Annotated in this window: 21 protein-coding genes and 1 tRNA gene; 9 read left to right on the top strand and 13 right to left on the bottom strand. The window is 71.7% G+C overall.

Going from position 1 to position 21,661, the window contains the following annotated elements; translation table 11 throughout:
- Positions 1–18 precede the first annotated feature (18 nt).
- The gene (locus tag BCF33_RS04400; protein WP_106159669.1) at positions 19–1,338 is read left to right on the top strand and encodes a GH1 family beta-glucosidase; all 1,320 of its coding nucleotides are present in this window, start codon (positions 19–21) and stop codon (positions 1,336–1,338) included.
- Positions 1,335–2,336, top strand: coding sequence for a glucokinase (locus BCF33_RS04405; RefSeq protein ID WP_106159670.1), 1,002 nt, complete (start codon positions 1,335–1,337; stop codon positions 2,334–2,336). Before BCF33_RS04400 ends, BCF33_RS04405 begins: the two co-directional genes overlap by 4 nt.
- Before the next feature lie 8 nt (positions 2,337–2,344).
- On the opposite strand, the gene BCF33_RS04410 is transcribed toward BCF33_RS04405, so the two are convergent.
- From BCF33_RS04410 to BCF33_RS04440, 7 genes are all read right to left on the bottom strand, one after another.
- Positions 2,345–2,434 (bottom strand) — tRNA-Ser (locus BCF33_RS04410).
- Positions 2,435–2,537: 103 nt separating this feature from the next.
- Positions 2,538–3,572, bottom strand: coding sequence for a cysteine synthase A (locus tag BCF33_RS04415; protein WP_106159671.1), 1,035 nt, complete (start codon positions 3,570–3,572; stop codon positions 2,538–2,540).
- A 24-nt stretch (positions 3,573–3,596) separates the two neighbouring features.
- Positions 3,597–4,652, bottom strand: coding sequence for an NUDIX domain-containing protein (locus BCF33_RS04420; RefSeq protein ID WP_106159672.1), 1,056 nt, complete (start codon positions 4,650–4,652; stop codon positions 3,597–3,599).
- 22 nt (positions 4,653–4,674) lie between these two features.
- Positions 4,675–5,115: a TrgA family protein gene (locus BCF33_RS04425; protein ID WP_106159673.1), complete on the bottom strand. Its 441-nt coding sequence runs from the start codon at positions 5,113–5,115 to the stop codon at positions 4,675–4,677.
- Positions 5,116–5,246: 131 nt separating this feature from the next.
- Positions 5,247–6,671, bottom strand: a complete 1,425-nt coding sequence (locus BCF33_RS04430; RefSeq protein WP_106159674.1) for a cryptochrome/photolyase family protein — start codon at positions 6,669–6,671, stop codon at positions 5,247–5,249.
- Positions 6,672–6,719: 48 nt separating this feature from the next.
- On the bottom strand, positions 6,720–7,943 hold the full coding sequence (locus BCF33_RS04435; protein WP_106159675.1) for an aminotransferase class V-fold PLP-dependent enzyme: 1,224 nt from the start codon (positions 7,941–7,943) through the stop codon (positions 6,720–6,722).
- Between the two features lie 54 nt (positions 7,944–7,997).
- Complete coding sequence (locus BCF33_RS04440) at positions 7,998–8,459, bottom strand: Lrp/AsnC family transcriptional regulator (protein ID WP_106159676.1); 462 nt, start codon at positions 8,457–8,459, stop codon at positions 7,998–8,000.
- Between the two features lie 137 nt (positions 8,460–8,596).
- Between BCF33_RS04440 and cysG the strand changes: the two genes are divergently transcribed.
- The 6 genes from cysG to BCF33_RS04470 are packed head-to-tail and all read left to right on the top strand — an operon-like array spanning position 8,597 to position 13,907.
- A complete protein-coding gene (gene cysG, locus BCF33_RS04445; protein ID WP_106159677.1) occupies positions 8,597–9,997 on the top strand; it encodes a siroheme synthase CysG in 1,401 nt (466 codons plus the stop codon).
- Positions 9,997–10,296, top strand: coding sequence for a DUF2849 domain-containing protein (locus BCF33_RS04450; RefSeq protein ID WP_106159678.1), 300 nt, complete (start codon positions 9,997–9,999; stop codon positions 10,294–10,296). Before cysG ends, BCF33_RS04450 begins: the two co-directional genes overlap by 1 nt.
- Positions 10,289–11,941, top strand: coding sequence for a nitrite/sulfite reductase (locus BCF33_RS04455; RefSeq protein WP_106159679.1), 1,653 nt, complete (start codon positions 10,289–10,291; stop codon positions 11,939–11,941). The genes BCF33_RS04450 and BCF33_RS04455 overlap by 8 nt, the downstream gene beginning before the upstream one ends.
- Positions 11,931–12,617 (top strand): phosphoadenylyl-sulfate reductase, encoded by a 687-nt coding sequence (locus BCF33_RS04460; protein ID WP_106159680.1) that lies wholly within the window; start codon positions 11,931–11,933, stop codon positions 12,615–12,617. Before BCF33_RS04455 ends, BCF33_RS04460 begins: the two co-directional genes overlap by 11 nt.
- Positions 12,614–13,030, top strand: coding sequence for a DUF934 domain-containing protein (locus BCF33_RS04465; RefSeq protein ID WP_106159681.1), 417 nt, complete (start codon positions 12,614–12,616; stop codon positions 13,028–13,030). The genes BCF33_RS04460 and BCF33_RS04465 overlap by 4 nt, the downstream gene beginning before the upstream one ends.
- A gap of 52 nt (positions 13,031–13,082) precedes the next feature.
- A complete protein-coding gene (locus tag BCF33_RS04470; protein WP_106159682.1) occupies positions 13,083–13,907 on the top strand; it encodes a ferredoxin--NADP reductase in 825 nt (274 codons plus the stop codon).
- A 72-nt stretch (positions 13,908–13,979) separates the two neighbouring features.
- Here the strand turns inward: BCF33_RS04470 and BCF33_RS04475 are convergent, their stop codons facing one another.
- Positions 13,980–14,930 carry a hypothetical protein gene (locus BCF33_RS04475; RefSeq protein ID WP_146132780.1) on the bottom strand — a complete coding sequence of 317 codons (951 nt, stop codon included), beginning with the start codon at positions 14,928–14,930 and terminating at the stop codon, positions 13,980–13,982.
- A 302-nt stretch (positions 14,931–15,232) separates the two neighbouring features.
- Here BCF33_RS04475 and infC point away from each other — a divergent pair, with 302 nt between their 5' ends.
- A complete protein-coding gene (gene infC / locus BCF33_RS04480) occupies positions 15,233–15,727 on the top strand; it encodes a translation initiation factor IF-3 (protein WP_245883719.1) in 495 nt (164 codons plus the stop codon).
- Between the two features lie 56 nt (positions 15,728–15,783).
- Here infC and BCF33_RS04485 read toward each other — a convergent pair whose 3' ends face one another.
- The 5 genes from BCF33_RS04485 to BCF33_RS04505 form a co-directional block, all read right to left on the bottom strand.
- A complete protein-coding gene (locus BCF33_RS04485) occupies positions 15,784–16,596 on the bottom strand; it encodes an FAD binding domain-containing protein (protein WP_106159685.1) in 813 nt (270 codons plus the stop codon).
- A gap of 10 nt (positions 16,597–16,606) precedes the next feature.
- The gene (locus BCF33_RS04490) at positions 16,607–19,060 is read right to left on the bottom strand and encodes a xanthine dehydrogenase family protein molybdopterin-binding subunit (RefSeq protein WP_106159686.1); all 2,454 of its coding nucleotides are present in this window, start codon (positions 19,058–19,060) and stop codon (positions 16,607–16,609) included.
- A gap of 64 nt (positions 19,061–19,124) precedes the next feature.
- Positions 19,125–19,610 carry a (2Fe-2S)-binding protein gene (locus tag BCF33_RS04495; protein WP_106159687.1) on the bottom strand — a complete coding sequence of 162 codons (486 nt, stop codon included), beginning with the start codon at positions 19,608–19,610 and terminating at the stop codon, positions 19,125–19,127.
- 82 nt (positions 19,611–19,692) lie between these two features.
- Complete coding sequence (locus BCF33_RS04500) at positions 19,693–20,682, bottom strand: molybdopterin-binding protein (protein WP_106159688.1); 990 nt, start codon at positions 20,680–20,682, stop codon at positions 19,693–19,695.
- Positions 20,679–21,629 (bottom strand): XdhC family protein, encoded by a 951-nt coding sequence (locus BCF33_RS04505; RefSeq protein ID WP_106159689.1) that lies wholly within the window; start codon positions 21,627–21,629, stop codon positions 20,679–20,681. The genes BCF33_RS04500 and BCF33_RS04505 overlap by 4 nt, the downstream gene beginning before the upstream one ends.
- Positions 21,630–21,661 lie beyond the last annotated feature (32 nt).

A 21,661-nucleotide genomic window follows, 5' to 3' on the forward strand; every position in this document is an offset into this window, starting at 1 on the left:
CAGAGCATGGGCAAACGCATGACCTTCTCGCGCGCGGACCTTCCCGAAGGCTTCGTCTTCGGCACCGCCACATCGGCCTACCAGATCGAGGGGCACCGCTTCGGCGGCGCGGGCCCGACCCACTGGGACAGCTTCGCCGCCACCCCGGGCAACGTCGTCCGGGCGGAGGACGGCGCCACGGCCTGCGACCATTATCACCGCTGGGAGGAGGACCTCGACCTCGTCCGGGACGCGAACTTCGACGCCTATCGGTTCTCGACCTCCTGGGCGCGGGTCATGCCGGACGGGCGGACGGTGAACCCCGAGGGGCTCGACTTCTACGACCGCCTCGTCGACGGGATGCTGGAGCGGGGGATCAAGCCCGCCCTCACCCTCTACCACTGGGAGCTGCCGTCGGACCTCTCGGATCGGGGCGGCTGGACCAACGCGGACATGCCCGGCTGGTTCGGCGACTTCGCCGAGGTGGTGGCCCGCCGCATCGGCGACCGGGTCTGGTCCGTCGCCCCCATCAACGAGATGTGGTGCGTCGCCTGGCTGTCGCACTTCCTCGGCGAGCACGCGCCGGGCCTGCGCGACGTGCGCGCCGCCGCGCGAGCGGTACATCACGTCCTCGCTTCCCACGGACGGGCGGTCGAGGCGCTGCGCGGGGCTGGCGTCGCCAATGTCGGCGCGGTCTGCAACTTCGAGGATTCGCGTCCCGCCGACGCGAGCGCGGGGGCGGCCGAGGCGGCCGCGCGCTATCACGCGATCTACAACCTCCTCTTCCTCCAGCCCCTGACGGGCGGCGGCTACCCCGACCTCGTCCTCGAGGGGATCGGCGCGCACCTCCCCCGGGGATGGGAGGGCGACATGAAAGCCATCGCGGCACCGCTCGACTGGTTCGGGGTCAACTACTACACCCGGAGGAACATCGCGCCGAACGACGGCCCGTGGCCGCACCTCCACGACGTGCCCGGCCGCCTGGAGCGCACAGCAATGGGATGGGAGATCTGGCCCCAGGGCCTGAAGGCGACGCTCGAGCTGGTCGCCGGCCATGTGGACGTCCCCATCTACGTGACCGAGAACGGCATGGCCGCCCCCGACGAGGTCCACCGCGGCGAGGTGCGCGACCCCGCGCGGATCGACTTCCTGAACCGGCACGTGGACTGCGCCCGCGCCGCCATGGATGCCGGCGTCGACCTACGCGGCTACTTCGTCTGGTCGCTGCTCGACAACTACGAATGGGCGCTGGGCTACGAGAAGCGCTTCGGCCTCGTGCACGTCGACTTCGAGAGCCTGGAGAGGACGCCGAAGACCTCTTGGCACGCCATGCGCGATGCCCTTAGGCGCACGCCATGACGCCCAATACCTTCAGCCTCGTCGCCGACATCGGCGGCACCAACACGCGCTGCGCCCTCGCCGTCGGCCCCCAGGTGCAGGTGGCGACCATCCGCCGCTACCGCAACGCCGAGCACGCCGGCCTCGAGACGGTGATCCACGCGTTCATCGACGACATGGACGGCGTCGACTGCAAGGGCGCGGCGGTCGCGGTCGCCGGGCCGGTCCGGGACGGGGTCGGCACCATGACCAACCTCGATTGGGCGATCGACAAGCCCACCCTGGCCCGCGCCACGCGGGCCGAGGCCGTCGCGATCCTCAACGACTTGCAGGCGCAGGGCCAGGCGGTGGGCTACACGGACCCGTCGAACGTAACGCGGATCCTGTCGGGCCCGTCGGGCGATCCCGGGCCCCATGCCGCGAAGCTGGTGATCGGCGTCGGCACGGGCTTCAACGCCGCCCCCATCTGGGAGGCGGAGCAGGGACGCCTCGTCCCCCCTTCCGAGTGCGGCCACGCCAACCTTCCCATCCGCACCGAACGCGAGCTGCGCCTTTGCAAGTACGTCGAGACCGCCCACGGCTTCCCGGCGGTCGAGGACGTGCTTTCCGGCCGCGGGCTGGAGCGGGTGTACCGTTTCCTGGGCGCCGAGGCGGACGACCCCATCGAGAAGTCTGCCGCCGACATCATGGGCAGCCTTGATTCGGACCCGCGCGCGGAGGAGGCGGCGCGCTTCTTCACCAAGATACTCGGGACCGTCGCGGGGAACCTTTCGCTCATCCACCTGCCCTTCGGCGGCGTGTTCCTGATCGGCGGCGTCGCCCGCGCCTTCAAGGATCGACTGATCCCCTTCGGTTTCGGCGAGGCGTTCCGCGACAAGGGCCGCTTTGCGGGGTTCATGTCGAACTTCTCCGTCTCGATGATCGAGGACGACTACGCCGCCCTGACCGGCTTGGCCGCGCACCTCGCGCGCGAGATGGCGAACAGCGGCAACGCGGCGACGGACGCGGAGAGGGCTTGAAGAGAAGGTGGCGGTGGGACAGGGATTCGAACCCTGGAGACGGTTTCCCGCCTACACACTTTCCAGGCGTGCGCCTTCGACCACTCGGCCACCCCACCGTCGCGGGCGCAGATAGAGGAGGCGCGCGCCGTCCTCAACCCCGGGTGGGGGCCGCGTCCGGCGCCTCCGTCCGGCAGGCACCCCCGCGGGAAAGGGGCAGCGTCATTCGAACACCGCCGGTAGGTCGGCACGGTCGCGTCCTTCCAGCCAATCCGGCACGGGAAGGCCCTTGGAGCGCAGGAACCCGGGGTTGAATATCTTCGAGGCGTAGCGCGTGCCGTAGTCGCAGAGGATGGTGACGATCGTGTTCCCCGGTCCCATCTCGCGCGCCATGCGGACCGCGCCCGCGACGTTGATCCCGGACGAGCCGCCCAGGACCAGCCCCTCGTGCCGCAGCAGGTCGAACACGTAGGGCAGCGCCTCCTCGTCGGGGACCTGGCAGGCGAAGTCCGGCGTGAACCCTTCGAGGTTCGCGGTGATCCGGCCCTGCCCGATGCCTTCGGTGATCGACGCGCCCTCGGACCGAAGCTCTCCGCGGGCGTAGTGGTCGAAGAGGGCCGAGCCCATCGGGTCCGCGATCCCGCAGCGCACGCCCTTCGGCTGCAGCGCCATCGCCACCCCCGCCGCCGTCCCGCCCGAGCCGACGGCGCAGACGAAGCCGTCGACCTCGCCGTCGGTCTGGGCCCATATCTCGGGCCCCGTGCCTTCCACGTGGGCCTGGCGGTTGGCGACGTTGTCGAACTGGTTCGCCCAGACGGCGCCGTTCGGCTCGCTCTCGGCCAGCGCGGCGGCGAGACGGCCCGAGTAGCGGACGTAGTTGTTGGGATCGCGATAGGGCTTCGCGGGCACCTCCAGCAGGGTCGCGCCCGCCAGGCGGATCATCTCCTTCTTCTCGTCGGACTGGGTCTCGGGGATGACGATGACGGTGCGAAAGCCCATGGACGCCCCCACGAGCGCCAGGCCGATCCCCGTGTTGCCAGCCGTGCCCTCGACCACCGTGCCGCCGGGCCTGAGCGCGCCGGAGGCCACCGCGTCGCGGATGATCCAGAGGGCGGCGCGATCCTTGACCGACTGGCCGGGGTTCATGAACTCGGCCTTGCCGAGGATCTCGCATCCCGTCGCCTCCGACGGGCCGTTCAGGCGGATGAGCGGGGTGTTCCCGATGGCCGACGCCAGGTCGCGGTGGATGGTGGTCATGCGCTGCTCCTTCGGACGGAGAGGCTAGCGCCGCATCCGGTCGAGGGCGAGGGCCAGAAGGTGCAGCGGCGCGTTCCGCACCCGCCCCGCGACCGCATCGGCGACCAGCCGCCCGGCCGGGACCAAGGTGGCCTCGATGTCCTCTCCCTCGGCGTCGAGGCCGCCGATCCCGCCCGCGCCGTCAGGCAGGTCGCACTCGCCGATGAAGAGGAAGTGGTATTCCGTCGTCCCGCCCGGCGTCGGATACCCCTCGCCGACCGAGTGGAGGGCGTGGATGCGAAGCCCTCCCTCCTCCTCCGCCTCGCGGTGGGCAGCCTCCTCCGGGGTCTCGCCGGGGTCGATCAGCCCGGCCACGGGCTCGGTCGAGAAGGGATCCCGCTCGCCCCGGACGGCGAGCGCGGCGCGGAACTGACGGATCAGCATAACCCGGTCGCGCACCCGGTCCCAGGGCAGGACGATGGCGGCGTCGAACCCCGCGAGCGTCGTTCGATCCAACTCGTGCCGGGCCGACCCATCGAGGAGCGGGACCGACCAGCGTTGGTTCAGAAGCTCGTAGAAGGCGTCGTGAACACGCTTGGACGAGAGGAGCGCGACGTCCCCGGCGGGCCCGTCCCCCGCCCGCGCACGCGCTTCGGCGCGGCGGCGGATCGCGGTGATGCGCTTCGCGACCCGGGCGGGATCCTCTCCCAGTCGCTGCATGGCCGCGCGCGCCGCCAGCGTCGCGGTCCGGCCATGGCTTGTGGCCCAGTCGGACAGCGACCACCCCTCCGCTGCGGCCGGATCGCCCTCGGGCCGATACACTTCGGCGACCGTTCCATCGGCGAGGACGCATCGGGACCGGCGGTAGCCGAACAGGGCCTCGTACCAATCGGCGCGCTCGAGGGCTCCGCCGTCGAGGCGGGCGACCCCTCCTTCGGCCGCGCCGCCGGCCACCAGGACCGGCCAGTCGCCCTCCGCGGCCCGGCGAACGGACCAGCCCGCCAGCACGGCGGGCCGAACCTCGACCGTCCGGCCGAAGACCGCCCGCGCGAGGGGCGGGTGCCGCAACGTGCCGAACAGGAAGACCTCGACGACCGTCACCGCCGCCCCCCGAGTTCGGGCCTCAGCCCCAGGCGCGGTCCAGCCGGTTCGCCAGGAGCCCGGCCAGGACGCCCCCGCCCAGGACGGTCGCGACCAGCGCCGGCGAGAAGGCGAGCGGCGCATGCTCGACCGCGAGGGAGATCGCGGCGTTCACCGCCTCCAGCGGGTCCGCATAGACCGATCCAAGCGACCGGATCAGCATCATGCGCCATGCCCAGAAGGCCAGGATGAAGGTCGGCAGCAGGATCCCGGCGGTCAGCCCGGCCGCCATCGCCGGGCGCAGGCCCTCGCCCACGCGCGATCCTACGAACTTCCAGCCGAGGGTCAGACCCATCCCGGCCGCGACGAGGTTGAGGCCGTCCAGCTTGATCTCCGGCGGCACGGTGCGGGCCGCCAGCCAGACGGTCGCGAAGCCGATCCCGGCGAAGAGGAAGGCGCAGAGGAACTTGGCGGGCGTGGGCATGACGGGGGACCGGTGGCTGCTCTCGCCGGTGGCTTCGCATGCGGATGGGGCGCGAATGGGGCGCGATCATGCTAGCCGCCCGGTGCCGCGTGCCTGCCCCCGGCGAACCCCGCGCGTCCGTGCGGCACCGATCAGAAATCACGGGCCTCGTAAGCTTCGAGGGCGCGCCGGCGCCCTTCGGACGCGCCGACGACCGGGTCCGGATAGGCGTCGTCCGGCGACAGGTCCCAGCTCTCGGGTATCGCGTCGAAGAAGGCGCGCGCCGTTTCCGGGGGATCGTCCTGACCCTCCGCGATCCACCGGGCGGCATAGATGCCGTCCGGGTCGAACTTCTCCAGCTGGCTCTCGGGATTGAAGACGCGGAAGAACGGGGTCGCGTCGGGGCCCGACCCCGCCGACCATTGCCAGCCCAGCGCGTTGTTGGCGATGTCCCAGTCTATCAGATGGTCCGCGAAGAAGTCGCAGCCCAGCTTCCAGTGCGTCATCAGATGCTTGGTCAGATAGCTCGCCACGATCATCCGGCCGCGGTTGTGCATGGTGCCCTTCACCCACATCTCGCGCATGGCGGCGTCGACGAAGCGCATTCCCGTGCGGCCCCGCTTCCACGCCTCGGCCTCGGGGTTGTCGCCACGCCAGGGGAAGGCGTCCCACTCCCCGCGCCAGTTCCGTTCCGCGATGCGCGGCGTGTGGTGGAGGAGGTGGTAGGCGAACTCCCTCCAGGCCAGCTCCTTCAGGAACGTCTCGCGCCCCTCGCCGCCCGCGGAGGGGTCGCGATACCGGCCCAGGGCCGAGTGCCAGACCTCGCGGATGCCGATCTCGCCATAGGTCAGGTTCTCGCTGAGGCCCGAGGTGCCGTCCGTTCCCGGCACGTCGCGCATGGTCGCGTAGTCCGCCATCCGCTCCGCGACGAAACGCGCGAGGCGCTCGCGCGCGGCCTCCTCGCCGACGCAGACGTGCTCCGACACCACGGCGATCCCGCGCGGGTGCATCGCGTCGCCCATGCCCCAGTCAGCAAGATCGTCCGACGCGGGCCAGTCGTTCGTCCCCCGAAGGGCGTCGGGGGACGGGGCGGGCTTTGGCACCTCCATGTCCTTCACGGCACGCCACATCGGGGTGAACACCTTGAAGAAGCCGCCCGACTTCGTCTGCGCGATCCACGGCTCGCGCATCAGGTGGCCTTCGAAGGACCGGGCCTCCAGCCCTTCCTGGCGCAGACGCTCCTTCACGTCCTCATCGCGGCCCCGTGTGTCGGGCCCGTAGAGGCGCGACCACCAGACGTCGCCCGCCCCGGTCTGCCGCGCCAGCTCCAGCAGCGCGGGCGCCGCGTCGCCCCGGCGAAGGATCAGGCGGCTTCCCCGCGCGCCGAGCGCCGCGCCGAACGCCTCGACCGCGAGGCCCCAGCGCCATCTCGGCGCCGCCGGGGTCTCGGCCACGATGTCGTCGTGGATGAAGACGGGGATCAGCGGCCGGCCCGTCGCCGCCGCCTCGGCCAGCATCGGGTTGTCCGCGAGGCGCAGGTCGCGGCGGAACCAGAGGATGATGGGGCTGTCTGTCATCGATGGGCCTTCCCGGTGCTCCCGGGCCGAGCTAGGGCGCCTTCCCGCTCAGGCCACGGCGTCCAGCGCCTGGGCCACCCGCGCGCCGTCCGCCTCGGAGGTGTAATGCGCGAAGCTGATCCGCAGGACGCCGTGCGCGGGATCGATCCCCAGCGCGCGGAGCGTGCGACGGGCATGAAGGCCCTGCCCCGCCGCCATCACCCCCAGCGCGGCGAGGGGGGCGACATATGCGGCGCCGGCCTTCGGCATCTCGAACGCCATGGTCGGCACCCTGCCCTTCGCGCCGGGCGGCCCGAGCAGCCGCACGTCGTTCCGCCCCGAGGCCCAGTCCAGCACGGGCGTCATGGCACCGACCTCCTGCTCGCGCATCCACCCGCCGATGACGCCGGCGCGGCCGGCGCCGTCCCTGCCGGCCTTCTCGTGGTGCGCGTAGAGCGCGTCGAGATAGTCCGCGATCCCCGCGCAGGCCGCGACCTGGGCATGGTCGGCCCCCGCCGGCGCGAAGCGTATGCCGGGCTGGATGGCGTCATCCCCCTGCCCTTGGGAAGGCAGGCGCGAGGCAGCTTCCTTTCCCACCGCCATCAGGCCCTGATGCGGCCCGAACGTCTTGTGGGCGCTGAAGAGATAGACGTCCGCCCCCAGCTTTCGCACGTTCGGCAACCCGTGCGGCGCCGCGTTGACCCCGTCCACCACCGTCATCGCCCCGGCCCTGCGGGTGGCGGCGCAGATGGCGGCGGCGTCGTTCACCTCGCCCACCACGTCCGAGACGTGCGGGAAGGTCAGCACGTCGGCCCCTTCCAGAAGGGGCCGCAGGTCCTCCAGCCGAAGCGATCCGTCCCGCATGCGCCACTCGCGCACCTCCGCCCCGTCGCCGGCGAGGCGGCGCCAATGCTCGCCGCTGGCCTCGTGGTCCTGATCGGTCACGACCACCACCCCCGGACGCCCCTCGCCGCGCAGCATCTGCCGGACGGCGTTGGCCATCACGTAGGCGTTCGCCGTGGTCGACGGGCCGAAGTGGAGCTCGCCCACCTCGATTCCCAGCATCGGGGCGAGGCGCCAGCGCGCTTCGTCCATCTCGTCCTGCGCGGTGCGCGAGGCAGCGTAGTCGAACCCCGGCTGGACCTTCCGCTCCCGGTAGAAACGGTGCAGGCGCCAGATCACCTGCCGGCAGGGGAAGGACCCGCCGGCGTTCTCGGCGTGCACCCTGTTCCGCAACCCTGGTTCCTGGAAGGCCGGGAACTGGGCGCGCACGAAGTCGAGGTCCAGCCGCATGCCCCAGACCTATCTGAATGAACGGGGAAGCAGCTGCGACAGCCTGCCGCACCGTCAGAGTGGAAGCGCGTGCGTCGCCTTGATCTCCTCCATGGAGAGGAGGGCGGTGACGTTGTGCACCCGCACCTCCGAGATGAGCGCTTGGTAGAAGGCGTCGTAGGCGCGGGCGTTCGCGACGCGCACCTTCAGGATGTAATCGATGTCGCCTGCCAGGCGATGCGCCTCCTGCACCTCGGGCCGGTCGCGCAGGGCCTTCAGGAAGGTCCTCTGCCATTCCGCCTCGTGCTCGGAGGTGCGGATGAGGACGAAGAAGCAGGCCTCGAACCCCAACGCCTCGGGGTCGGGCACGACGACCGAGGGGCCGATTATGCCGGCTTCACGCATCTTGCGGATCCGATTCCAGACCGGCGTCTTCGAGGAGCCGACCTCGCGCGCGATCTCCTCCAGGGAGCGACCGGCGTCCCTTTGCAGCTCCGAGAGGATCTTCCGGTCCAGGGCATCGATCCGCGCCGCCATCCCGCGCACTCCTTCGTCTTGGGACGGAATGCCCCCGTCGATACGGTATCGGGACATACGTCCTTATTCGCAAGCCCAGGGTGCCGCCAGAAGGGAAATCCTCCTAGGTTACGCCGTGCAACCCGAGGACCGCGCCCATGCAGCACTTCCCCGTCTTCCTCAACCTCGCCGGCCGGCGCGTGGTCCTCTCGGGCGGGGGCGAGGCGGCGGTGGCGAAGCTGCGCCTCCTGCTGAAGACCGAGGCTAGCCTGACGGTCCATGCCGCGGCGCCCGACCCCTGGATCGAGGGGCAGGCCGCCGCCGGGCGGCTGCGGATCGTCCGCCGCCCCCTCGGCCCGGGCGACTGCCTCTGCGCCGCCCTCTTCTACGCCGCCGACGAGGACGCGGCCGAGGACCGGCGCACGATCGCCCTCGCCCGTGCGGACGGGGCGCTGGTGAACGTGGTGGACGATCTGGAGAACTCGCAGTTCATCACCCCCGCCATCGTGGACCGCGACCCCGTCACCGTGGCCATCGGCACGGAAGGCGCGGCCCCCGTCCTCGCCCGGCGGATCAAGGCCGATCTCGAGGCGCGGCTGCCCGCCCGCCTCGGCCCGCTCGCGCGGATCGGCAAGACCTTCCGCAAGGCCGCCGAGGCCCTGCCCATGGGCCGCGCGCGCCGCGCCTTCTGGGCGGAATACTACGACCGAACCGGCCCCGCCCTGCCCGACGCGGAGGAGGCGACCGTCCGCCCCGCGCTGGACGCGCTGCTCGAGAAGCACCTCGCCGCCGCGCCGGAACGGGGCCGCGTCACCTTCGTTGGCGCCGGTCCGGGCGATCCGGACCTCCTGACCTTGGCCGCCCGCCGCGCGCTGGACGAGGCCGACGTCGTCCTCCACGACCGCCTCGTTCCCCAGCCGATCTTGGAGCTGGCCCGCCGCGAGGCGGTGATCGTCGAGACCGGCAAGACCGGCTTCGGCCCCGCCATGTCCCAGCCCGAGATCGACGCCCTGATCGTCGGCCACGCCGCGAAGGGCGCCCAGGTCGTCCGCCTGAAGTCCGGCGATCCCGGCATCTACGGCCGCTTGGACGAGGAGCTCTCCGCCTGCGAGGCCGCGGGGGTCGAGACGCGCATCGTGCCCGGCATCACCTCCGCCCAGGCCGCCGCGGCCGCGCTGGGGCAGTCCCTGACCGCGCGGGGCCGGAACGCGGACCTGCGGATCGTCACGGGGCACGACGCGAGGGGCTACACCGATCAGGACTGGCGGGCCCTGGCCGCCCCCGGGGCGGTAGCGGCGATCTACATGGGCAAGCGGGCCGCGCGGTTCATCCAGGGCCGCCTCCTGATGCACGGGGCCGGGCCCGGCACCCCCGTCACGGCGGTCGAGAACGCTTCGCGCCCCGACCAGCGGGTGCACGCCGCGACCCTCGCCACCCTGTCCGAGACCCTCGTCGGGATCGCCGGCCCGGCGGTGCTCCTCCTCGGGCTGGCGCCGAGAGAGGCGGGGGCCCCTTCGCGACGCTCGGTCACCCAGACCCCATCCCTGGAGGCCCTCTGATGCCCCGTGCCTTCGCCGCGAAAGTGCTGACCGCCAACGACCTGCTCGAGGGCGATGTCGTCTATCTGGCGGCCGACGACCGCTGGGTGCGCGACCATCGCGAGGCCGAGCTGCTGGAGGACGAGGCGGTCGCGGAGGACCGTCTCCTCTACGCCGAGAGCCGGGCCGCGGAGGTGGTCGGCCCCTACCTCGCCGACGCGCGCGGCGGGCCGGACGGGCCCGAGCCGATCCATTTCCGCGAAGCGTTCCGCACGCGCGGGCCGTCCAACTACCCGCACGGGAAGCAAGCCGATGTATGAGTATTCCGAGGCCGACCACGCCTTCCTGGCGGAGCGCAACCGCCAGTTCCGCGCCCAGGTCGAACGGCGCGTCGACGGCAGCCTGACGGAGGAGGAGTTCAAGCCCCTGCGGCTGATGAACGGCCTCTACCTGCAGCTTCATGCCTACATGCTCAGAGTAGCCATTCCGTATGGGACGCTGAGTTCAGATCAGTTGCGCAAGCTGGCGGAGATCGCCGAGCGGTGGGACAAGGGCTACGGCCACTTCACCACGCGGCAGAACATCCAGTTCAACTGGCCCCGCCTGCGCGACGTGCCGGACATGCTGGACGCTTTGGCCGAGGTCGGGCTGCACGCCATCCAGACCTCGGGGAACACGATCCGCAACGTGACCGCGGACCATTTCGCCGGCGCCGCCGCGGACGAGGTCGCCGATCCCCGCCCTCATGCCGAGCTGCTGCGCCAGTGGTCCACGGACCACCCCGAGTTCCAGTTCCTGCCCCGCAAGTTCAAGATCGCCGTGACCGGGTCGGCCGCCGATCGCGCGGTGATCCGCGCCCATGATATCGGGCTGGAGCTGCGCGAGAAGGACGGCAAGATCGGCTTCCGCGTCCTCGTCGGCGGCGGGCTGGGGCGGACGCCCATGATCGGCAAGGTCCTGCGCGACTGGCTGCCGGAAGCGGACCTGCTGCCCTATTGCGAGGCGATCGTCAGCGTCTACAACCTGCTCGGGCGGCGGGACAACAAGTACAAGGCCCGCATCAAGATCACCGTGCACGAGCATGGCATCGAAGAGATTTCTCGCTTGGTCGAAGAGCGGTTCGCGCTGATCCGCCCGGCTTTCCGTGGCGCCGACCGCACCTTGCTGAACCGTATCCGGGCGATGTTCGCGCCCCCCGAGTGGGCGGACCTGCCCGTGCCCCCGCTACCGGACGATCCCGGCCTCCGCGCCTGGGCCGACGTGAACGTCGCCTCGCACCGCAACCCGGGCTACGCGATCGTCACCGTCTCGCTGAAGAAGCACGGGGCGACCCCAGGCGACGCGACGGCAGGCCAGATGCGGGTGCTGGCGGACCTCGCCGCGCGCTACGCCCATGACGAGCTGCGCATCTCGCACGAGCAGAACGTCGTCCTGCCCCATGTTCACCGCGCGCACCTCGCAGCGGTCCATGCGGCCCTGAAGGCGGCGGACCTCGCCACCGCGAACGTGGGTCTGGCTTCGGACATCATCGCCTGCCCCGGCATGGATTACTGCGCCCTGGCCACCGCGCGCAGCATCCCCGTCGCCCAGGGCATCGCCGAGCGGATCGAGGCGCTTCGCATCGAGCGGGACGTCGGCGAGCTGCAGATCAAGATCTCGGGCTGCATCAACGCCTGCGGCCATCACCATGTCGGCCATATCGGCATACTCGGCCTGGACCGCGCGGGGGTCGAGAACTACCAGATCACGCTGGGCGGCAGCGCCGGGCCCGACGCGGCCATCGGCGAGAGGGCCGGCCCCGGCTTCGCCTATGACGAGATCGTGCCCGCCGTCGAGCGTCTGCTGACCGCCTACCTCGCCCTGCGCGAGGAGCCCGGCGAGCGGTTCGTCGACGCCTACCGCCGCCTCGGCCCCGCGCCGTTCAAGGCAGCCCTGTACCCCGAGGCGGCGCGCGATGCGGCTTGAGGCGGCGCCCTTCGTCCCGGCCGCGTCCGACGACGCCGAGGCCATCCTGCGGACCGTCCTGCCCTCGCGCCGGACGGCGCTGGTCAGCAGCTTCGGCGCGGATTCGGCGGTGCTGCTGCACATGGTCTCGCGGATCGACGCGGAGACGCCGGTCGTCTTCGTGGACACGGAGATGCTGTTCGCCGAGACGCTGGCCTATCAGCGCGACCTGGCAGCGCGGCTGGGTCTGCGGGACGTGCGCCGCGTGACCCCGGACCGGGCGGCGGTCTTCGGACGCGACGGCGACGGGCTGCTGCACCGCCGTGATCCGGACGCCTGCTGCACCCTGCGCAAGGTCGAGCCGCTCGAGCGCGCGTTGGAGGGTTTCGACGCCTGGATCACCGGGCGGCGCCGGCATCAGGCCGGGCGCGGGGCGCTGCGGGCGTTCGAGAGGGCCGGCGGCCGGACGAAGGTGAACCCCCTTGCCCATTGGCCGCGCGAGCGGGTGGCGCACTACCTTGATGCGCACGACCTGCCGCGCCACCCGTTGACCCAGCGGGGCTTCGCCTCGCTCGGCTGCGCGCCCTGCACCAGCGCCGTGCGCCCCGACGAGGACGAGCGCGCCGGCCGCTGGCGGGGCCGGGGGAAGACCGAATGCGGCATCCACTTCGAGAATGGAAAGGCGGTGCGCGCATGAGCGTTATCGTGACCGACGGGGGCTTCGGCCCGGACGACTTCGAAGGCTGCCGCGCCGCATGGGACGCCTTGCCGGCGAATGCGGGCGGGTGCGCGGTTGACCTGCCCTCCGACTGCGACCCGTCCGCCCTGCCGGGGATCGTCGCCGCCGCGCCCGTCATGGTGCGGATCGCCTTCCCCTCCTTCGCTGACGGGCGCGGGTTCACGCTCGCGCGCCTTCTGAGGGCGTTCGGCTACGACGGGCGGCTGCGCGCGGCCGGGCATGTGATCGCCGACCAGTACGCCATGGCGCGCCGGGCAGGGTTCGACGAGGTCGAGATCGACGACCTCCTCGCCGCGCGCCAGCCCGAGGCGCAGTGGCTCGCCCGGGCCGACTGGCGCGCGCACGACCATCAGGCCCGGCTGCGGGCCTGACTTCCCCTTAACCGTCAGACATGCGAGGAGCGGGCGCGCAGCCCCAGATCACATGAATCAGATGACTATGCCCGCCGCCGCCGCGCCGACCCTTCCGGACGCCCAGACCGTCACCTCCGTCCGGCACTGGACCGACCGGCTGTTCTCGTTCCGGTGCTCGCGCCCCGCGTCCCTGCGGTTCCGCTCGGGCGAGTTCGTGATGATCGGCCTCCTGGGCGACAACGGGCGGCCGCTGCTGCGAGCCTACTCGATCGCCTCGCCCTCCTGGGACGACGAGCTGGAGTTCTACTCGATCAAGGTGCCGGACGGGCCGCTGACCAGCCGCCTGCAGCACATCCAGCCGGGCGAGCAGATCATCCTGCGGCCCAAGCCGGTCGGCACCCTCGTCCACGACGCGCTGACGGACGGCAGGCGCCTCTGGATGTTCGCGACCGGCACGGGGATCGCGCCCTTCGCCTCGCTGATCCGCGATCCCGAGACCTACGAGCGCTTCGACGACGTGATCCTGACCCATACCTGCCGCGACGTGGCCGAGTTGGAGTACGGGCGTGCGCTGGTGGAGGGGGTCCGCACGGACAAGATGCTGGGCGAGCTGCTGGAAGGTCGGCAGGAGCGGCTGCGCTACTATCCCACCACCACGCGGGAGGAATCGCCCAAGATGGGGCGGATCACCGACCTTCTGCGCGCGGGCGAGGTGCAGCGGGAGCTGGGGATCGAGCGGATCGAACCGGGGACGGACCGGGCGATGATCTGCGGCTCGATGGGGCTGAACACCGATCTCAAGGAGATCCTCGAGGGATACGGCCTGCGCGAGGGCGCCAACAGCGACCCGGCAGATTACGTGCTGGAGAAGGCCTTCGTCGGCGACGGCATCTAGGGCCCGGTCCGACCCGACCGAAAAGGGCCGCCCGGCAAGGCGGCCCTTCGCGTTCGCGCTTCGGAAGAGGCGTCAGTCGATATCGGTCAGCGTCACGATCTGCTCGAGGACCTGGGCCAGCCGCTGGGGATCGTCGCGCGCCGCGTCGAGGCCGTTCACGATGGTGATCTTCTGCGTGGCGGACAGCGAATCGCTGTCTTCCACCAGGGTCGCCAGCATCTGGATCTGCTCGGGGCCCATGACGACGTTGTCCGTGTCCAGCATTGCCAGCTCGGACAGCGAATCGATCCCGTCGGTGGCGACGTCGTCGATCTCCTCGACCTGGGCCTGCGCGGAGGCGTCGGGCGCCACGATGGCTTCGGCGTCGGTCCCGTCCTCCGTGGACGAAAGCTCCTCCGGGTCGAGGACGGTGACGTTGTTGGACAGGGTGATCGCCTCGTCCTCGTCAACGGGTGCGCCGGCCAGCTCGTTGCCCTCGGCGGCCTCGGACACGGGGGCGTCCTGGACGATGGCGCCGTCCGCCAGCACCTCGGCCTCCGTCTCCTCTTCGACTCGCTCGACTGCGGCGCTATCGACTTCGTCGACGACGATCTCGGGCTCTTCGGCGAGGGTCTCGGCGCCCGCGGCCCCGACGTCCGTGTCGAGCTCCTCCTCGACGCCGGCGATGCTGGCGGGCAGGTCCTCCTCCGTCTCGTCGAGCACGACCGCCTCCTCCTCGGCGGGCTCGGCGTCGACCGGCGCCTCGACCACGACGACGCCGTCCTCGACGGGCTCGGCGGCGTCCTCGGTCATGATGACCGGATCGGGCTCGGGCTCGGCGGCGGGCGCATCCTCCGTGACGATGACGGGCTCCTCCTCGACGAGGACCTCGTCGCCATCCGGCTCGGCATCGACGATCTCGACCTCGTCGACGACGGCGGCGTCGCCGACCTCGTCGTCGTCATCGCAGGCGACGAGCGCGGTCGTCGCCATCAGCAGTGCGGTTGCGGTGGTCAGGCGAAGTCCCATCTGGGCATCCCTCATCTATGTCTGTTTCAACGACGGCAGCAGCAGGGCCCTCGCGACCCTTCGTTTCGATGCCCCAACGTCGCCTCGCGCGGCGCGGTTCCTGCTCGCCGTATGTCCCATGACACGGCCATGCCGAGGGACCAACCGGCGAAGGGGGCGGGCCCGGCGCGCGCGGCGATCCTCCGCTTGAACAGAACGACCACCCGCATTACCTTCCGCCCTCGTTTCGAACACGATCCCCGCCAACGATCAGAGGACAGAACGCCATCGCCCGCAGACCCCACCACGCCCCGCCGACGCGGGACACCGGCCCCCGCGTGAACGGACGCATCCGCGCCCCGGAGATTCGCCTCATCGGCGCGGAAGGCGAGAACGTCGGCGTCGTGCCGCCGGCCCGCGCCATGGCCATGGCCGAGGAGGCCGGGCTCGACCTCGTCGAGATCAGCCCGAACGCGAGCCCGCCGGTCTGCAAGATCATGGACTTCGGCAAGTTCAAGTACGAGACGCAGAAGCGCGAATCCGAGGCCCGCAAGAAGCAGAAGACCATCGAGGTGAAGGAGGTGAAGTTCCGCCCCAACACCGACACGCACGACTACAGCGTGAAGATGCGGAACGTCACGCGCTTCCTCGAGGCGGGCGACAAGGTGAAGGTCACGCTGCGCTTCCGGGGCCGCGAGATGGCGCATCAGAACCTCGGGCGGGACCTCCTGAACAAGGTGGCCGACGACGTGGACGGCTTGGGCAAGGTGGAATCCCTTCCCCGCACGGAAGGCCGCCAGATGGTCATGATGATCGGGCCGATCCGGAACTAGGATTCGGCATCCGCCGGCATGGAAGGCCCCGTCCGAAAGGCGGGGCCTTCGTCGTGTCAGGCCCCTGCGGAGCTGAGGCCGCCGGTCCCGTCCAGCGCCGCGCGGACCGCGCGGCGGGTCATCACGGCGCAGAGATGCCGGCGGTAGTCGGCCGTGCCGTGCAGGTCGGCGATCATCGGCCCCTCGGGCTGCCCCGTGACGACCTCCGGCGAGAAGTCCGCCGACAGCGCCCCCTCGGCCTCGCGCCAGCGGAAGACGCCGTCCTCCGATGCGCCGGTGATGGCGACGCGCACCCCGTCCGGGAACCTCGCCACGAACGCCGCGACCAGCGGAAAGCGCGAGGCGGGCTGGATCATCTTGGAATAGGCGGACGCCTCCGGGACCGGGAACCGGACCGCGGTGACGATCTCGCCGTCCTCCAGGGCGGTGGTGAACATGCCCTGGAAGAAGTCGTCGGCCGCGATCTCGCGCGCGTCGGTGACGATCGTGGCACCCAGGCCGAGCGCGCCAGCCGGCCAGCAAGCCGAAGGGTCGTCGTTCGCCAGGCTGCCACCGATGGTGCCGCGGTTGCGGACCGCCGGATCGCCGATGCGCGAGGCGAGGTAGGCAAGGCCGGGGATCGCGTCCTTCAGCCCCTCGGCCGCCTCGGCATGGGTCGTGCCCCCGCCGATGGCGACGCCGTCCGGTCCGGAAGTCACGCCCTTCATCTCGGCGATGCCGGAGAGGCAGACGAGCGTGCCGGGGTCGGCCAGCCGCTGCTTCAGCGTCGGGATCAGCGTCTGCCCGCCGCCCAGCGCCTGCGCCTCGCCTGCGAGGAGGGCCTTGGCATCCGCGAGCGAGGTCGGGCGCTCGATGTCGAAAGCGTACATGATGTCCTCCTCAGGTACGGGTGGCCGGGCCGCCGACCGAGCGCGCCTCGGTCGTCGCGTCCGTACGGGCGGCGGGCTGGGCCGCCCCCATGTTCGGCACCGCGCCGTTCATGGCGGCCCAGACGCGCGCGGGGGTCAGGGGCATGTCGATGTGGCCGACACGGTGCCCGCCCGAGTGGAGCGCGTCGATCACCGCGTTGACCACCGAAGGGGGCGACCCGATGGCCCCCGCCTCGCCGCAGCCCTTCACCCCGAGGGGGTTGTGCGTGCAGGGCGTCCGGGAGGACGAGTCCACCGTGAACATCGGCAGGTCGTGCGCCCGCGGCATGGCGTAGTCCATGTAGGAAGCCGAAAGTAGCTGCCCCTCCTCGTCATAGGCGCAGCTCTCCAGCAGGGCCTGGCCGATCCCCTGGGCGAGGCCGCCATGGACCTGCCCCTCGACGATCATCGGGTTCACGACGTTGCCGAAGTCGTCGGCGGCGGTGAACCGCTCGACCGTGACCTGCCCCGTCTCGGGGTCGACCTCGACCTCGCAGGCATAGGCGCCCGCGGGGTAGGTGAAGTTGTTGGGATCGTAGAACGCCGTCTCCTCCAGGCCGGGCTCGATCTCCTCCAGGGGGTAGTTGTGGGGCACGTAGGCGGCTAACGTCACGTCGCCCCACGCCACCTCCTTGTCGGTGCCGGCGACGGTGAACGTGCCGTCCTTCAGCTCGATGTCGCCCTCGGAGGCCTCCATCAGGTGCGCGGCGATCTTCTTGGCCTTGGCGACGATCTTCTCCGTCGCCCGCACCATCGCCGAGCCCCCCACCGCGAGCGAGCGCGAGCCGTAGGTACCCATGCCCATGGGGGTGTTGGCGGTGTCGCCATGCTCGATCTCGACCATGTCCTCGGGCAGGCCGATCATGTCGGCGACCACCTGGGCGAAGGACGTCTCGTGCCCCTGCCCGTGGGAGTGCGAGCCGGTCATCACCGTGATCCCGCCGGTCGCGTTCACCCGGACGGTCGCGCTCTCGTAGAGGCCGGCGCGCGCGCCGAGTTGGCCGACCAGCTTTGACGGGGCGATCCCGCAGGCTTCGATGTAGCAGTTCACGCCGAGGCCGCGCATCTTGCCCTTGGCCTCGGATTCCTTCCGGCGGGCGGCGAAGCCGGCGAGGTCGGCCTTCTCCTCCAGCACCTTCATGGTGCCCTCGTAGTCGCCGGTGTCGTACTCGACCGCGACGGGGGTCTGGTAGGGGAACTCGGTGATGAAGTTCTGCCGGCGCAGGGCGATGGGATCGACGCCCAGCTCGCGCGCGGCGAGGTCGATCACCCGCTCCAGCTGGAACGTCGCCTCAGGCCGGCCGGCGCCGCGATAGGCGTCGACGGGCACGGTGTTGGTGAACACGGCCTTCACGTTCACGTAGACCAGCGGGGTCCTGTAGTTCCCCGCCATCAGCGTGCCGTGCAGCCAGGTCGGCACGCTCGGCGCGAAGGTCGAGAGATAGGCCCCCATGTTGGCGTAGGTCTCGGTCCGAAGGGCGGTGAAGTTGTTCTGGGCGTCCAGGGCCAGCTCGATCTTCGTGACGTGGTCGCGGCCATGGGCGTCGGACATGAACGCCTCCGAGCGCGAGGACGTCCACTTGACCGGCCGTCCCAGCGCCTTGGCGGCGAAGGTGCAGAACGCTTCCTCCGCGTAATGGAAGATCTTGGTGCCGAAGCCGCCGCCCACGTCGGGGGCCACGACGCGCAGCTTGTGCTCGGGGATGCCGAGGACGAAGGCCCCCATCAGGAGGCGGATGACGTGCGGGTTCTGCGAGGTGGTGTAGAGCGTATGGTCGCCCGTCGCGGCGTTGAAGTCGCCCACCGCGACGCGCGGCTCCATCGGGTTGGCGATCAGGCGGTTGTTGACCAGCTCCAGCGTGGTGACGTGGGCGGCCTCGGCGAACGCCTCGTCGGTCGCGGCCTTGTTCTCCTCCACGAAGCCCCAGTCGTAGCAGAGGTTCGACGTCAGGTCGTCGTGCACCTTGGGGGCGTCCTCGGCGAGGGCGGCCTTCATGTCGATGACGGCCGGCAGCTCCTCCAGGTCGGGCATGATGGCCTCGGCGGCGTCGCGGGCCTGCTGCCGCGTCTCCGCGACGACCGCGGCGATGGGATCGCCCACGTGCCGGACCTTGCCCTGGGCCAGGACGGGATGCGCGGGCTCCTGCATGGGCTGGCCGTGGCGGTCGGTGATCTGCCAGCCGCAGGGCAGCCCCCCGACGCCCTCGAAGTCTCGGCCGGTGAAGACGCGGATCACGCCGGGCATCGCCTCGGCCTCGGACGTGTCGATGCCGCCTATCCTTGCATGCGCGACGTCCGAGCGCAGGAAGACCACGTGGGCCTGGCCGCGCACGTCGATGTCGTCGGTGTAGCGGCCCTTCCCGGTCAGGAAGCGCACGTCCTCGCGCCGCTTGGTGCTGGCGCCGATTCCGGTGTCCTTGGGCATTGTCGATCCTCCCTGTGGCGCCCTCTTGGCGGGGCGTGGCGGCGGCATGGGGCCGCCGGCGGCGTCATTCGGCGGCGACGGGTTCGACCTCCTGGCCGCTGGCGGCCATGATCGCCTTGACGATGTTGTGGTAGCCCGTGCAGCGGCAGATGTTCCCCTCGAGGTACTGGCGGACGTCCGCCTCGCTCGGGCGGGGGTTCTCCTCGAGGAGGGCGGCGCCCGCCATCACCATGCCGGGCGTGCAGAACCCGCACTGAAGCCCGTGATAGTCCTGGAACGCCTGCTGCACGGCCGAGAGCGAGCCGTCGGCGCCCGCCATCCCCTCGATCGTAGTGACCTCCGCGCCGTCCAGCTCGGCGGCGAAGGCGGTGCAGGCCTTGACCAGCTTGCCATCCACGTGAACCGCGCAAGCCCCGCACTGGGACGTGTCGCATCCCACATGGGTGCCGGTCAGGCGCAAACCCTCGCGCAGGAACTCGACGAGAAGGGTACGGCCCTCGACCTCGCCCGAGACGGCGCGGCCGTTCACGGTCATGGATACCTGGGGCATCCGGTTCCTCCCTCTGGTTCTTGTTTTGCCGCGAGTAAGGCACGGGCGGGCCCCGTCTGGGAACCCCCATGCTGTCGCAGCCTCACCCCTCGCGCGGGCGGCCGCGTGCGGGGGATTCCTTCAGGAGCCCCCCGACGCCCATGCGGGCGATGTCCCCCGGGGACGGGGGCACGCCGCAGATCGTCCGCTCGATCACCCAGTCGGCGCCGTTGGGCGCGGGGCTGCGGGCGCAGCCGGGCAGCCCGATCACCGGGCGCCCCCGCAGCGTGCCGGCGAAGAGGAGGTTGCCGGGATCGACCGGCATCCCGAAACGATGGAGCGTGCCGCCCGCCGCGACGAGAGCGGCGGGTCCGGTGTCCCGCGCGTCCGACGTGGCCGAAGCGGTCAGGACCAGCACCAGCCCCGCGCCCGCGTCAGACGCGACGAGAAGCGCGGCGGCGATGGCCCCCTCGTCGTGCGGCACGAAGGCCGGCGGGTGCATGGCGACGCCCAGGGCGCCCAGCCGCCCCTCCACCGACCGCACGCCCTTGGAGGCGGAGGGCCCGCCCGGAACCTCCGACAGGATCAGCGCGGCGGTCGGGATCACCGGCGGCAGCAGCGACAGCGCCTCCAGCCCCGCCTCGCACGCCCGATCCAGCGCGGGGCGCGGCACCGCGTAGGGGATGATCTTGGCGGTCGCGACCAGCTCGCCCGCGCGGCAGCGGTGGAAGGGCGCGGCCGTGGCCACCGTGATGCCCGGGTCGACGGCGTTCAGCGCGTGCAACCCGCTAGCGTCGACGCGCAGGAGGCCCGGCCCGGCCGCGCGAAGGTTGACCCGACCCGTCGCGGCGCGGTCCTCCCGCAGCCCGGCCCCCCGCACGGCCGCCCCGAGCCGGCGCGCGGCCTCGTCCTCCGCCACGTCGTCCGGCCCCGGGCGGGCGACGGTGACATGCCGCTGCCCGGCCTCGCGCAGCGCGGCGAGGTCGGCGGGGGTCAGCACCCTGCCCTTGCGCAGCCGCCCCTCCGGCAGCGCGACGGAATGGGCCAGGATCGCGCCCTCGGCCTCCTCCAGTGGGACGGGCCCGAACCTCACGGCCGGCGCAGGGCCATCGTCATGGCCCCGAGGATCGCCACCGCGATCTCCGCCGGACCCCGCGCCCCGATGTCGAGGCCCACGGGCGCGTCGATCCGCGCGACGTCCCGTTCCGCCATCCCGGCTGCCCGCAGCCGCCCCAGCCGCGAGGCATGCGTCCGGGAGGAGCCGAGGGCGCCGATGTAGAAAGCCGTGCTCGCCAGCGCCTGGACCAGGGCGGGATCGTCCAGCTTGGGATCGTGCGTCAGAAGGACCACGGCCGTGCGGGCGTCGGGCGCGAACGCCTCCATCGCCGCGTCGGGCCAGTCGTGGACAAGGGCCGCGCCGGGGAACCGCGCGGCGCTGGCGAAGGCCTCGCGCGGGTCGATCACCGTGGGCGCGTAGCCCGCGATGCGGGCCATGGGGACGAGGGCCTGCGCGATGTGGACCCCGCCGACCACCGCGAGGCGCAGGGGCGGGTTCATCACGGCGACGAACGCGCCGTCCTCCTCGCCCGAACGGTCGGCGGCGAAGGCCTCCGGCGCGTCGCCGGGGCCGATCACAGCCCCCTGCCCGTCAGGCCCGGCGCGCCAACCCACGGGCCGGGCGGCGGCGCGGGCGGCGACGATGCGGGCGAGCGCTTCCTCTGAGAGGGGGCCGCCCACCGGCTCGACCAGGATGCGGATCGTGCCGCCGCAGGCCAGGCCCACCGCGAAGGCGTCGCCGTCCGGGACCCCGTACTCCAGATGCCGCCGCGCGCCGTCCGCGAGCGCGTCCTGCGCCTCCAGCACCACCGCCCCCTCGACGCACCCCCCCGAGACGGAGCCGGCCATCTCGCCGTCCCCGGCCACCGCCAGCATCGAGCCGGCCGGCACGGGCGCGCTGCCCCAGGTGCGGGTGACGAACGCGATCGCCGCCCCCCGCCCCTCCCGGTGCCAGCGCAGCGCAGTCTCGGGAACGCCCTTCATCCCGCGAGCCTAGGCCGCCGGGCGCGGTGCCG

Source organism: Hasllibacter halocynthiae, from assembly GCF_003003095.1.
GTDB classification, from domain to species: domain Bacteria; phylum Pseudomonadota; class Alphaproteobacteria; order Rhodobacterales; family Rhodobacteraceae; genus Hasllibacter; species Hasllibacter halocynthiae.